This window comes from Acinetobacter sp. CIP A162 (genome assembly GCF_000367905.1).
In the GTDB taxonomy this organism is placed as follows: domain Bacteria; phylum Pseudomonadota; class Gammaproteobacteria; order Pseudomonadales; family Moraxellaceae; genus Acinetobacter; species Acinetobacter lwoffii.
Window position 1 is genome coordinate 366898 of sequence record NZ_KB849157.1, and the last position, 14457, is coordinate 381354.

7 protein-coding genes, 2 tRNA genes and 3 rRNA genes are annotated in these 14457 nt (G+C 42.9%); 9 read left to right on the forward strand and 3 right to left on the reverse strand.

All coding sequences use genetic code 11. The features are described 5' to 3' along the window. Positions 1-8: 8 nt before the first annotated feature. The gene (locus F995_RS02095) at positions 9-611 is read right to left on the reverse strand and encodes a 2OG-Fe(II) oxygenase (protein ID WP_004645111.1); all 603 of its coding nucleotides are present in this window, start codon (positions 609-611) and stop codon (positions 9-11) included. 117 nt (positions 612-728) lie between these two features. Here F995_RS02095 and F995_RS02100 point away from each other — a divergent pair, with 117 nt between their 5' ends. The 8 genes from F995_RS02100 (at position 729) to rrf (ending at position 9489) form a co-directional block, all read left to right on the forward strand. Beyond that, positions 729-1586, forward strand: a complete 858-nt coding sequence (locus F995_RS02100; RefSeq protein WP_004645112.1) for a 23S rRNA (adenine(2030)-N(6))-methyltransferase RlmJ — start codon at positions 729-731, stop codon at positions 1584-1586. Positions 1587-1624: 38 nt separating this feature from the next. Beyond that, entirely contained in the window at positions 1625-2446 is an 822-nt protein-coding gene (gene pssA, locus F995_RS02105) for a CDP-diacylglycerol--serine O-phosphatidyltransferase (protein ID WP_004645113.1), read from the forward strand. Positions 2447-2466: 20 nt separating this feature from the next. Then, positions 2467-3543: a DUF6670 family protein gene (locus tag F995_RS02110; RefSeq protein WP_004645114.1), complete on the forward strand. Its 1077-nt coding sequence runs from the start codon at positions 2467-2469 to the stop codon at positions 3541-3543. A 442-nt stretch (positions 3544-3985) separates the two neighbouring features. After that, positions 3986-5523 (forward strand): 16S ribosomal RNA (locus F995_RS02115). A 60-nt stretch (positions 5524-5583) separates the two neighbouring features. Further along, positions 5584-5660: transfer RNA gene (locus F995_RS02120), tRNA-Ile, on the forward strand. A 71-nt stretch (positions 5661-5731) separates the two neighbouring features. Further along, positions 5732-5807, forward strand: a tRNA-Ala gene (locus tag F995_RS02125). A 449-nt stretch (positions 5808-6256) separates the two neighbouring features. Next, positions 6257-9153: ribosomal RNA gene (locus F995_RS02130) — 23S ribosomal RNA — on the forward strand. A 221-nt stretch (positions 9154-9374) separates the two neighbouring features. Continuing rightward, positions 9375-9489 (forward strand): 5S ribosomal RNA (rrf, locus tag F995_RS02135). The 16S, 23S and 5S rRNA genes sit together here with 2 tRNA genes alongside, the layout of an rRNA operon. 155 nt (positions 9490-9644) lie before the next feature. Here the strand turns inward: rrf and F995_RS02140 are convergent. Continuing rightward, complete coding sequence (locus F995_RS02140; RefSeq protein ID WP_004645116.1) at positions 9645-11036, reverse strand: dihydrolipoyl dehydrogenase; 1392 nt, start codon at positions 11034-11036, stop codon at positions 9645-9647. A gap of 171 nt (positions 11037-11207) precedes the next feature. Here F995_RS02140 and F995_RS02145 point away from each other — a divergent pair, with 171 nt between their 5' ends. Further along, entirely contained in the window at positions 11208-13460 is a 2253-nt protein-coding gene (locus F995_RS02145) for a hypothetical protein (protein WP_004645117.1), read from the forward strand. A 29-nt stretch (positions 13461-13489) separates the two neighbouring features. On the opposite strand, the gene F995_RS02150 is transcribed toward F995_RS02145, so the two are convergent. Next, a complete protein-coding gene (locus tag F995_RS02150; protein WP_000743272.1) occupies positions 13490-14422 on the reverse strand; it encodes an IS5-like element IS17 family transposase in 933 nt (310 codons plus the stop codon). Positions 14423-14457 lie beyond the last annotated feature (35 nt).

Genomic DNA, 14457 nt, shown 5'->3' on the forward strand with positions numbered 1-14457 from the left:
AGCGTGTCTTAGAGTAGTGAGGTATCACTTCTTAGCCAGGCGGTAATGGATAGGCGTTGCTGTTTAGAGATTAAAACTTCATGTAATAAATCGCTCTGGAACAGCGCCATTCGGTTCGGTTTTGGCTGGATAATATGCCACTGGCCATGTTTGTCCTGCAGGCGTAGTTCACCGCCCCAGTCCGTCTGCCATTGTCCATGTAAATAATACACACTGGAAATCATCCGGCCATTTTTACTTTGGGGGTTGTCACGGTGCAGGGCATAGAACTCACCCGCGTGATAGCAAGCGAAATGCGCTTCGACATCTTTGATGCCTAAATAAAACGCGCGGTTTAAAATTTGAGAAAATTGTTGAAGGGTTTGAATGTGTCGGTGGGAAATTTGAAATTCAGGTTGTAACCAAAGAATATGATCACTACGGATGTTGTTAACGACACCATTTTGAATGGCTGCATTACGAAATTCGTTTAAGTGGCTTAAGCATTCTTGACTCACTGCATGTTGATATTCGCTAGAGTAAGCATCGTCAACAATACTAAAGCCATGTTGATCTAAATCATCTAAGATTTGATCAACATTCCAATCCCCTGGGATGATAACTGCTTCCATTTTTTCAATTCTCGATAGTGTGGTAAAAAAAGGTCCGCTATTTTAGTGCAATAATCGTTTCTGAACGAAATAGTTTTTCATGTTAAAATAGCAATTGATCTTAGGAATAATTGAAACATGAATTACCGTCACTCTTACCACGCAGGCAACTTTGCCGATGTGATGAAGCACGTTTTATTGCTTCAGTTGTTGACTCGACTGAATGCAAAAAACAAACCTTATCGCTATGTAGATACACATGGTGGTGCAGGTAAATATGATTTGTCGACTGCCGAAGCGCAAAAATCAGGTGAGTTTTTAAACGGTATTCATCGTCTTGTTAAGCTGGATGATTCGATCAAGCGTAATGCACCTGAAGGCGTACAACAATATTTGAAAATTGTTGAAAATATGCGTGAAAACTTTGGTAAGGGTGCTTATCCGGGTTCACCGTGGTTTGCCCTAGAAGGCATGCGCGAGATTGATAAAGCGACCATTTTTGAAATGCAGCGTGATGTATTCCAGCAACTTCGTCATAATATTTTTGACAAGCGTGCCGGTTTGCATGAGCGTGATGCATACGAAGGTCTGTTGGCTGTCATTCCACCGAAAGAAAAACGTGGTCTGGTGATGATCGATCCGCCATATGAACTGGAGCGTAAAGATTTCCCGCAGTTGGTCGAACTGCTGGTTACCGCGTATAAGAAATGGCCGACAGGTGTATTCGCGGTTTGGTATCCAATTAAAGACCGTGCCATGATCGAACGCTTCGAGAAGAAAATGTTCAAGACTGGTATCCGCCGTCAACTGGTTTGTGAAGTCTGTGTATGGCCGGATGATACCCCAGTAGGCTTGAACGGTTGTGGTTTGCTGGTGATTAACCCGCCTTGGAAATTCTCTGAAGATGCAGATGAAGCGCTACAGTGGTTATTCCCGCATCTTCGCATGAGTGAAAATGGTGGTCACGCTGCAGTTCGCTGGTTAGTGGGCGAGTAATTTTTTTAAAGATCAGGTCATAGCTAGGATCGACAAGAATGACAAATATAAGCAAACCGGAACGCGACTCTTCAACTGAAGTGCCTTTTGATGGCATCACCTTTGAGGTAGAAGAAGAGGAGCATACCCAGGAAGGGCAAAAAGTTAAGCGTCGAGGCATCTATCTATGGCCGAACCTGATTACAACAGCAGCGTTGTTATCAGGTTTCTACTCGATTATTGCCAGTATGAATGGTAATTTTCAGCAAGCTATTTATGCGATTTTTATTGCGGCATTACTGGATGGACTAGATGGCCGTGTAGCTCGTGCGATTGGCGCACAAAGTCCGTTCGGTGAACAGTTCGATTCCCTTTCTGACATGCTGGCTTTTGGTGTAGCTCCCGCTATTTTGATGTATAGCTGGGGCTTAAGTGATTTGGGTCGTATTGGTCTGGCAGCCTGCTTTGTTTATACCGCGTGTGCTGCGTTCCGTCTGGCGCGTTTTAATGTACAGATTGGTGTGGTCGATAAACGTTATTTTATCGGTGTGGCAAGTCCTCTGGCTGCCATCATGATTGTGTCATTGGTCTGGGTCGGTCTGGATTTTCCAGAAATCTTTGATATTCGTGAACCTTCTCTTCAGGTCATTAATGCAGTAGTCATTATTGCGGTGGGCTTGTTAATGATTTCCAATATCAAGTATTACTCATTCAAAACAGTAGAGCGTAAACGGGTTCCATTTTTTGTCCTACCAATCGCCGTATTCGTCTTTGCAGCGATGACTTATAATATTCCTGTCGGCATTCTGGTAATTTCTATTCTCTATGCCTTGTCTGGTTTCGTGACCACCTTTATGGCAAAAAGATCGAGTACATTATAAAAATATAAAAGGAGTCTGAGATGCGGTTTCTTCAAGATTTTTTAGATCGTTCGAAACAGCTGAATCAGACTCCTACTGTTTCGCGCTATCCCGCCTATCATGGCCTTACCTCAAAATATAAAATTATTCATCAAGGATTAATGATCCCCGGACTTCCGGCACCGCTCTATTATTTAAACTTTCTGAGTATTATTGGGCAACCCAATGCGCCCATGCTGGCAAACCCCAGTGCAATCGAAACCACAGCCTTAGATACCGCCACCGTGATTTGCAGTTCGAGTCCACATATGGTGGGGCAATTGCATCACTATTCTGTCAAGCAGGACTGTCATTTTAAATCTAGTCTATTTCAGTTTCTGGATCGTGAGCAATTGAGCGGAAGTTTTCCAAATTTTCGTTTGCAACGTTCTGACTCGGAACTCAGTTTTGATTTAAATATTCAGACCACTCAGCTAATTTCTCATTTTACCCAAATGCGTTTTTCCTTGGCAGATCACTGGTCTTTGCTGTGTCATTGTCAGGGAACAGTGAGCTATAAAGCGCAGCAATATACGATCGATGGTCTGGGAAGCTTTGAATACGCGCGGAGTTTTAACTTTCCCTATCTGCCTTTGGCTTTCCTGACTTATCAAATTATTAATCTCAGTGAAAATCGGCAACTGTTGTTGGCGCAAATTCGGGATGGTTTTAATCGTATTGTTCAGTCGCGGATCTATCTGCGTGATTTAAAAAACATGCGGACCCAAATGTTCGATCGCAAAGTTTATTTTAAAGTTCATCGTGTTTATCCGCGTGTCACGACACCCAATCGGCAAAGTATGTATTTGCCGCGCGAATTTGAATGGTGTTATAAAAACGCAGACGGTACTTGTATCTGGGTACAAGGTCAAAGTCGTGGAGATTTTAAATTTGGTCTGGCAGCGGGCTATGTAGGAAGTTTTAGTTATCAAGTAAAAATAAATGAAGAAACCGAAAATGGGGAAGGAGGCTATTGTGAATACATAGATTGCCGGCCTTTACGCTTTCAGGAAGAGAATAAAACAGAAAAAAGATTAAGTCATTTATCTAATTCAGTCCCTTTAATGCTCAAGAAATGAAGAAAAGTGCGATTTTTGTAGAATAAATAAACAGTCGTTAGTTTTTTATTGAATTATTTAAAAAAGGGGGGTTGCAAGGGGTGTGAAATGCTGTAGAATGCACATCCATCGGCGGTGATGAAGATTAAAACTTCTGATAAAACAGTGACTTAGTTGAGTTTGATTGAGTTGGGTTTTATTTGATAAGTTTAAAAATAATTTTCATTACTGGTTGACTTTCTAGAGATAGAGAGTAATATAGCCGACCTAGCTTGCTGGTGACGAATTAGCAAGAAGATCATTAAGAGATTATGAAGAACAACTTGTGTGGATTTTTACTGGTTGATCGATCGAAATTATTTTCATTGATTGATGGTAGAAATTACTCGAAGTTTATTTGAGAAATATTTGTCAGAAAATTGATGAGCCAAGATTGGTGCCCTTTAAGGCACTACATAGTATTAAACTGAAGAGTTTGATCATGGCTCAGATTGAACGCTGGCGGCAGGCTTAACACATGCAAGTCGAGCGGGGAAATGTAGCTTGCTACATTACCTAGCGGCGGACGGGTGAGTAATGCTTAGGAATCTGCCTATTAGTGGGGGACAACATCTCGAAAGGGATGCTAATACCGCATACGTCCTACGGGAGAAAGCAGGGGACCTTCGGGCCTTGCGCTAATAGATGAGCCTAAGTCGGATTAGCTAGTTGGTGGGGTAAAGGCCTACCAAGGCGACGATCTGTAGCGGGTCTGAGAGGATGATCCGCCACACTGGGACTGAGACACGGCCCAGACTCCTACGGGAGGCAGCAGTGGGGAATATTGGACAATGGGGGGAACCCTGATCCAGCCATGCCGCGTGTGTGAAGAAGGCCTTTTGGTTGTAAAGCACTTTAAGCGAGGAGGAGGCTACCGAGATTAATACTCTTGGATAGTGGACGTTACTCGCAGAATAAGCACCGGCTAACTCTGTGCCAGCAGCCGCGGTAATACAGAGGGTGCAAGCGTTAATCGGATTTACTGGGCGTAAAGCGCGCGTAGGTGGCCAATTAAGTCAAATGTGAAATCCCCGAGCTTAACTTGGGAATTGCATTCGATACTGGTTGGCTAGAGTATGGGAGAGGATGGTAGAATTCCAGGTGTAGCGGTGAAATGCGTAGAGATCTGGAGGAATACCGATGGCGAAGGCAGCCATCTGGCCTAATACTGACACTGAGGTGCGAAAGCATGGGGAGCAAACAGGATTAGATACCCTGGTAGTCCATGCCGTAAACGATGTCTACTAGCCGTTGGGGCCTTTGAGGCTTTAGTGGCGCAGCTAACGCGATAAGTAGACCGCCTGGGGAGTACGGTCGCAAGACTAAAACTCAAATGAATTGACGGGGGCCCGCACAAGCGGTGGAGCATGTGGTTTAATTCGATGCAACGCGAAGAACCTTACCTGGTCTTGACATAGTAAGAACTTTCCAGAGATGGATTGGTGCCTTCGGGAACTTACATACAGGTGCTGCATGGCTGTCGTCAGCTCGTGTCGTGAGATGTTGGGTTAAGTCCCGCAACGAGCGCAACCCTTTTCCTTATTTGCCAGCGGGTTAAGCCGGGAACTTTAAGGATACTGCCAGTGACAAACTGGAGGAAGGCGGGGACGACGTCAAGTCATCATGGCCCTTACGACCAGGGCTACACACGTGCTACAATGGTCGGTACAAAGGGTTGCTACCTCGCGAGAGGATGCTAATCTCAAAAAGCCGATCGTAGTCCGGATTGGAGTCTGCAACTCGACTCCATGAAGTCGGAATCGCTAGTAATCGCGGATCAGAATGCCGCGGTGAATACGTTCCCGGGCCTTGTACACACCGCCCGTCACACCATGGGAGTTTGTTGCACCAGAAGTAGGTAGTCTAACCTTAGGGGGGACGCTTACCACGGTGTGGCAGATGACTGGGGTGAAGTCGTAACAAGGTAGCCGTAGGGGAACCTGCGGCTGGATCACCTCCTTAACGAAAGATTGACGATTGGTAAGAATCCACAACAAGTTGTTCTTCATACGATGTATCTGAGGGTCTGTAGCTCAGTTGGTTAGAGCACACGCTTGATAAGCGTGGGGTCACAAGTTCAAGTCTTGTCAGACCCACCAAATCTGACTAACGAAGCATGAAAGTGCTGAAGCAAACAGAACAGAACGATACATTGACTTATTGATAAGCTGGGGACTTAGCTTAGTTGGTAGAGCGCCTGCTTTGCACGCAGGAGGTCAGGAGTTCGACTCTCCTAGTCTCCACCATACATTCCTTCGGAATGTATAAAGACAAAAGCTAATAAATAGACAATCAGTTGATTGTTAGTTTAGTCCTTAAGCGATCAAGTGATGAGATCCTAGAGATTAACAAGTACAAGCGTTATGATACGCGCACTTGATAACCTCTGTGATTTATCACAGTTTCCTGACCTGACGAAGGCTGGAAAAATCATTAACAGAATATATTTGAGTTGAAATAATTTGTTCATACTCGTTTTTAAGATCGACATTAACAGTGATTTATTACTTGTTGATGAAGGTTGAGGAAATGAGTTACTAGCGAAATTAACTGAATCAAGCGTTTTGGTATATGAATCTAATTGAAGCTGTACAGTGCTTAAATGCACAAGACGCCAACTGTATGATTGACTGAGTGATTGGTTAATCTGTTGCTCATCCTGCTTGTAAGGATGAACGACTGTTTGGGGTTGTATAGTCAAGTAATTAAGTGCATGTGGTGGATGCCTTGGCAGTCAGAGGCGAAGAAAGACGTGATAGCCTGCGAAAAGCTCCGGGGAGGCGGCAAATATCCTGTGATCCGGAGATGTCTGAATGGGGAAACCCACTTACCATAAGGTAGGTATTGCAACATGAATACATAGTGTTGCAAGGCGAACGAGGGGAAGTGAAACATCTCAGTACCCTTAGGAAAAGAAATCAATTGAGATTCCCTCAGTAGCGGCGAGCGAAAGGGGAAGAGCCCATTAAGTCATATAAGTTCTAGTGGAACGCTCTGGGAAGTGCGACCGTAGACGGTGATAGTCCTGTACACGAAAGGGCTTATATGATGATGTCGAGTAGGGCGAGGCACGTGAAACCTTGTCTGAATATGGGGGGACCATCCTCCAAGGCTAAATACTCCTGACTGACCGATAGTGAACCAGTACCGTGAGGGAAAGGCGAAAAGAACCCCTGTGAGGGGAGTGAAATAGATCCTGAAACCGCATGCATACAAGCAGTGGGAGCCGGCATTGTGTCCGGTGACTGCGTACCTTTTGTATAATGGGTCAGCGACTTATATTCAGTAGCAAGGTTAACCGAATAGGGGAGCCGTAGGGAAACCGAGTCTTAATAGGGCGTTTAGTTGCTGGGTATAGACCCGAAACCAGGTGATCTATCCATGAGCAGGTTGAAGGTTGGGTAACACTAACTGGAGGACCGAACCCACTGTCGTTGAAAAGCCAGGGGATGACTTGTGGATAGGGGTGAAAGGCTAATCAAACTTGGTGATAGCTGGTTCTCCCCGAAAGCTATTTAGGTAGCGCCTCGGACGAATACCATTGGGGGTAGAGCACTGTTTCGGCTAGGGGGTCATCCCGACTTACCAAACCGATGCAAACTCCGAATACCAATGAGTACTATCCGGGAGACAGACTGCGGGTGCTAACGTCCGTAGTCAAGAGGAAAACAATCCAGACCGCCAGCTAAGGCCCCAAAATTATAGTTAAGTGGGAAACGATGTGGGAAGGCATAGACAGCTAGGAGGTTGGCTTAGAAGCAGCCACCCTTTAAAGAAAGCGTAATAGCTCACTAGTCGAGTCGGCCTGCGCGGAAGATGTAACGGGGCTAAAACTATATGCCGAAGCTGCGGATGCATAATTTATTATGCGTGGTAGGGGAGCGTTCTGTAAGCCGATGAAGGTGGATTGAGAAGTCTGCTGGAGGTATCAGAAGTGCGAATGCTGACGTGAGTAACGACAATGCGAGTGAAAAACTCGCACGCTGAAAGACCAAGGGTTCCAGTCCAACGTTAATCGGGGCTGGGTGAGTCGACCCCTAAGGCGAGGCCGAGAGGCGTAGTCGATGGGAAATTGGTTAATATTCCAATACTTCTGTGTAATGCGATGAGAGGACGGAGAAGGTTAAGTCAGCCTGGCGTTGGTTGTCCAGGTGGAAGGTTGTAGGCATGTATCTTAGGCAAATCCGGGGTACTCTATGCTGAGAACTGATAGCAAGCTGTACTTGTACAGTGAAGTGGCTGATACCATGCTTCCAGGAAAAGTCTCTAAGCTTCAGTTACACAGGAATCGTACCCGAAACCGACACAGGTGGTCAGGTCGAGTAGACCAAAGCGCTTGAGAGAACTCTGCTGAAGGAACTAGGCAAAATGGTACCGTAACTTCGGGAGAAGGTACGCTGTTGTCTGTGATAGGACTTGCTCCTTGAGCGGCCGACAGCCTCAGAAACCAGGCCCCTGCAACTGTTTATTAAAAACATAGCACTCTGCAAACACGAAAGTGGACGTATAGGGTGTGATGCCTGCCCGGTGCTGGAAGGTTAATTGATGGGGTTAGCGTAAGCGAAGCTCTTGATCGAAGCCCCAGTAAACGGCGGCCGTAACTATAACGGTCCTAAGGTAGCGAAATTCCTTGTCGGGTAAGTTCCGACCTGCACGAATGGCATAATGATGGGGGCGCTGTCTCCAGCAGAGACTCAGTGAAATCGAATTCGCCGTGAAGATGCGGTGTACCCGCGGCTAGACGGAAAGACCCCGTGAACCTTTACTGCAGCTTGACATTGAACTTTGATCTTACTTGTGTAGGATAGGTGGGAGGCTTTGAAGTCGCGACGCTAGTTGCGATGGAGCCGTCCTTGAAATACCACCCTGGTAATATTGAGGTTCTAACTCTGTCCCGTTATCCGGGACGAGGACCATGTCTGGTGGGTAGTTTGACTGGGGCGGTCTCCTCCTAAAGAGTAACGGAGGAGTACGAAGGTGCGCTCAGCGTGGTCGGAAATCACGCGTAGAGTATAAAGGCAAAAGCGCGCTTAACTGCGAGACCCACAAGTCGAGCAGGTACGAAAGTAGGTCTTAGTGATCCGGTGGTTCTGTATGGAAGGGCCATCGCTCAACGGATAAAAGGTACTCTGGGGATAACAGGCTGATACCGCCCAAGAGTTCATATCGACGGCGGTGTTTGGCACCTCGATGTCGGCTCATCTCATCCTGGGGCTGAAGCAGGTCCCAAGGGTATGGCTGTTCGCCATTTAAAGAGGTACGCGAGCTGGGTTTAGAACGTCGTGAGACAGTTCGGTCCCTATCTACCGTGGGCGTTGGAAATTTGAGAGGATCTGCTCCTAGTACGAGAGGACCAGAGTGGACGAACCTCTGGTGTACCGGTTGTCACGCCAGTGGCATCGCCGGGTAGCTATGTTCGGAAGGGATAACCGCTGAAAGCATCTAAGCGGGAAGCCTACCTCAAGATAAGATTTCCCCGAGACTTTATGTCTCCTAAAGAGCCGTTGAAGACTACGACGTTGATAGGTTGGATGTGGAAGCATAGTGATATGTGAAGCTGACCAATACTAATTGCTCGTGAGGCTTGACTATACAACACCCAAACAGTTGTTGTACGAACTTCGAAAGAAGTGAGGATCAATTGATTCGATATTAAACAAAACAGCTTGATTTAGTTACGCTAAACGAACAAAATACACAACTCAGATATATCTGTTAATGAACGATGTTCAAAGCACTGCTTTGAACAGAGTGCAAGATTTGAAGAAAGCTAAGGCAACCATAAGACCTCAGTAAGTAATCATACCAGTTGTGCTGGCGACCATAGCAAGAGTGAACCACCTGATCCCTTCCCGAACTCAGAAGTGAAACCTCTTAGCGCTGATGGTAGTGTGGGATTACCCATGTGAGAGTAAGTCATCGCCAGCTCATTATTCGAAACACCCTCTGCTAACGCAGGGGGTGTTTTTTTATGGGCGAGATAATTGTCTTGACTATTTAGCATTCATATAACGTTAACTTTATACAGTGTTCAATATGAAGCTAGAGCGATAATTAACCTTATCGAGTAAGGGGCGGATTGCTCAACTTTGTTCTTGCAATGCATCAAACTGACGTCGAGCATGTTTAAAGGCAGTTCTAAGGCCTTCTTCCAGCGTAGGATGATAAAAAGGTTTCTTTAGGATCTGGTGAATATCCTGGTCGGCATCAATCATCCAGGCCAGTAAATGGGCCAGATGTTCTGCTTGGGAGCAAAAGAGTTCTGCACCAAGTAATTTACCTGATTTTTTAGCAATATAAACTTCTATTCCACCTGAGTTTTCTGCCAAAACCAGTGCACGTCCTTGATTTTCATAAGAGACGAATCCCCGAATAAATTCGATGTGTTGATCTTCCAGCTGTTTAAAACTTTTTCCGACAATCGCCATTTCAGGATGACAAAATACAATCGCCAATGGGATTAAGGCAGGAATAGGCTTTACATCCGGATAATTTAAACAGTTATAAACTGCCTGTTTACCCGCATGCGCGGCTTCATGTTGAATCGGCGCATCAGGTGCGGCATCACCGACTATAAATATAGGTAGGTTTGCAAGTTGTTTGGTTTCTTTATCGATAGGAAGGTTTTTGATGTCCTTGAATGTTGAATTGAGTTGATCTAGACCTAAACGATCTATATTGCTTTGCCGACCTGTGGCGCCTAAGATATAGTCAACTTCAATACTTTCAGTCTGATCATTTTCTGTAAAATTAATCTTTATTTTATCAGCTTGTATTCCAACTTCATCTGGCAAGTTCTTAAACTTGATATTGAGTTCTTTACTGAGTTGCTCCTGTGCCAGTTTCTGTAAGACTGGACTGGTTAAGGCACCTACTTTTTGACTACGCGCAAACATTGTAGTTTGTACACCCAGTCGTTGCATAGCTTGAGCTAATTCAATTGCAATAATGCCACTGCCGATCACTGCTAAAGACTTAGGTAATTGGGAAAACTCAAATATTTCATTTGAAGTGATGTATTTGTCTTTTAATTTTTGCTTTAGATTTTCATCAATATTGGGGCGTGAACCTACAGCGACAATAAAACTTTTGGCCCGATAGGATTGTCCATTGACTTCGATCGTTTGGAGATCAACAAATTTGGCTTTTCCGGAAATTTTATGTGAGCTGTCCCATTGATCGACACCTTTCAAGGTTGCACGAATAAAACGTTCTCTAAGGACATGCACGCGTTGCATAACCTCTGAAGGATCAATGACAGAATTATGTTTTAAAGCAAGTTCTTCAGCAGTTTGAATATCATGCATGCGATTTGCGGAAGAGATTAGCAATTTACTTGGCATACAACCTACACGGGCACAGGTCGTATCCCACGATCCATCATTGATAATTAAAATATTTTGGGTGTATTTGATAGCTTCGTTATAAGCACTGATCCCTGCAGTGCCTGCGCCGATGATGATGAGGTCATGCATAAAATGTTTACTCAGTTCTCAACAACTAACTATTTACCTTAATATTTACAATGTTTTCGATGTAAATTATGTAACTACATTGCTTATTTTTGCTAATTTGAGTAAATTTTGTATAAAAGCCAGAAGACTAACTTTATGGCAGCTTAAATATTATATCTAGTGGGAAAAATCATGAGTTTGTTTATAAATTTAAAAAAATTAGGGGTAAACACAACAGTTTTAGCGACATCAATTTCATTGGTCGCTTGTGGCGGTGGGGGAAGTGATGGTTACTACAATAATGGTTCTCCAAGTGGCAATACTGGGGAAGGGAATACAAGTGATAACAATCAATCAGAAACAGATACTTCAAAGGTAGCAAATAGTCTTAGTATTTCATTACAAGATATTGAAGGCAAACCTTTACAGATTGCTCAAGATAATAGTCAAGTCAAAATAGCAGTTAAAGTATTAAATATAGATAAAGGTGGAATCGCAGGTAAAGATGTACGTTTAAGTATTGGCGGAGAAGATTTGGGGGTAGAAAGTACTAACTCTAAAGTTTCTTCAGATGAAAATGGGGTTGCATTATTTACATTAAATATTCCTGCATTACAAACTGATACTGGAAAGGTTCAACTAACAGCAAAGGTTGAAGGAACTACAGTCTCAATTCCTTATACATTGAATATCAAAAAAACAAGTACAATTATCAGTGATTATAATCTTAATGTACCACAAGGTTTAGTGTTAAATTTGCCAAAAGGCTCTACTGACGTTGTAGTACAAGTAACGGATGCCAAAAGTGGTGCAAAAGTTGGTCAGACTGTTGAATTAACTTTACCTCCTGAAATGAATGGTAAATTTATAGTTGAAACAGGTTCATCAGTAACAACAGATACTCAAGGTAAAGCGACTTTTAAAATTAGTGCAAATCCGAATCTGACATCAGATGATATTGCAAATTTTGTTGAAAGTTCACAAAAACTAAGTTTTAAGTTAATTGATGAGTATCGTGCTGAAAAAAATGCAGTAACGTCTCTTACATTTAAAGATATTTCAAGTGTAGTAAATAAACTCGAAATTATTACACCAGAAGATTCTATTGCAGCCAAAGATGGCACAGCAAAAATTCTCGTATTTGCAAAAAATAGTGCAGGAAATGTTTTAAAAAATACCCAAGTCAAGTTAGCTGTAGATGCAATCGCGAAATATTATGGGGTCCAACTTGATAAAAATGAGGCTACAACAAATTCAGAAGGTTATGCTGAGTTCACTTTAAAGAGTAACTCGAATTATCCAATTGCTCTTTCACAAAGAGGAATTGAGCTTACTGCCACATACGAAAATAATCCGGATATTAATGGTAAAGCAACGGTACAGGTCGTAACTGCTGATAGTAGTGTAAATAATCAAGAGGCAATTCAGCGTTTAGAAATCGCATCTGCATATAAAGTGAATGCAGTTAATGATAGTGTCGAAATTAAAGTTAAAGCAATAAATTATAAAGGATTAGGGGCTTCTAAGGGTAATATCACTCTCAGCTTGAATGCAGGGGCAACATCTAATGGTGTTACTTTTGATGGTGCTGCAACTCGTGATGTAGATCCAAATGGCTTTGTAACTTTTAAGCTTAAGACAATTTCTCTGACACCAACACCTACACAAAAGGCAATTGATGCTTTAATTGATGCTGGTATTGAAGCAACTTTTACTGCAGATAATGGTGCAAGCAATAAGATTAATATTATTGTAGATAATGAAATTGTCTCTGAAAAAACAATTGATTATTTACAGATCGATCCAATATTAAATACCTTTGACTATAAAAAAGATCAAACTATTACAGTAAAAGTTAAAGCTCTTGATGAAAAAGGTAGTCCTTTAATCGGTGAAAAATTACAATTAAATAAGAATACACAATTTCAAAGCTTGGGTTTAAGCTTAAATGGTAATGCAGAAGCAGCAACACGTGATGATGGCTATGCAATATTTGAACTAGATTATAAGTATAATGGGTCTGAGCCTCAAAGAATTGCTGCTGAACAAGGTGTAAATATAGTTTTCTCTGCAGTTAGAGACAGTAAAAAAACTCAATCTATTAAACTTAACTTTGCTACACAAGCTAAGCCAGAACTGGACTATTTAACTGTTGATACTGACGGGATAAAATCTATTATCTTGGGTGTAGAAAAAATAGTAACAGTACGAGTGGCTGCAGTTGATAAAAATGGAGATGCCTTAGCAAATCAATTAGTAAACTTAAATGTGAAAGACAATATTTCACTAACTAAAGGTGTTTCTTATGCCTCACCAACCGAGGTGACAACAGATAGTAATGGCTTGGCTGTATTTAGCTTAAAAGTTAAAGCACAAAACCAAAGTGATTATGATGCCTTAATGAATGGTTTTGATATTGAAGGGCTTTGTTGCACAAAGATTTGAAATGCAAAGCGCCCCTAATTGAGCCAAATTTAAGGCGTAACTTGGGTAAGTGGTCGACCTAATTCCGTAAATCTGTTGAGGACTGCTACACGTGCATGAATTTCATTCACCTGACTAGGAAAGCTTCTTGCCATTAATTTATCGCCTAATAATTTGATGCAATGCATCTTGGTTTCCACCAAACTGCGCCGATGATAGCCTGACCATTTTTTCCATAATGTCCTGCCTAAACGTTTAACTGTTCGAAGTAATTCATTTCGCTCTAGCGAGCTACTCTTTGTATCTTTCCATGGTTTCGCATTTTTTCTAGGTGGAATCACCGCATGTGCTTGCCGATCTGCAATGACCTGACGGCATTGCTTGGTGTCATAAGCTCCATCGGTATAAACAGAGTCAATCTGCTCATCTTGTGGAATCTGATTAAGTAAATCACCAAGCACCTGTGAATCACTGACATTATTGGTTGTGAGCTGAATAGCGCGTATTTGTAGGGTTTTGGCATCTATACCAATATGTAGTTTACGCCATTGGCGACGATATTCAGCTCCATGTTTCTTGCGTTTCCATTCGCCCTCACCTAGAAACTTCATGCCTGTAGAGTCTACGAGTAGATGCAGCCCATCGCTACTTTTTTGGTAGCTGATTGCAATATCAATATGCTTTTGTCTTCTACAAAGCGTACTGTAATCTGGTGCGGTCCAATTTAATCCGCAAAGTTTAATCAGACTTTGCACAAAGCCAGTGACCATACGTAAAGATAGACGGAATAAGGATTTAATCATTAAGCAGCATTGGATAGCTGCGTCGGAGTAGGTTTGATTTCGCCCTTGTTTGCCTTTTGATGGAGCATACCATTGCGTAGCAGGATCAAACCAAATGGCAATATTTCCGCGACTCATGAGTGCTCGGTTATATGCGGGCCAATTGGTTGTGCGGTAGATTTTGTGTGTAGGCTTCTTCATTTGAAAATTATATCGCTGAAAAAGCCTTTACAGAT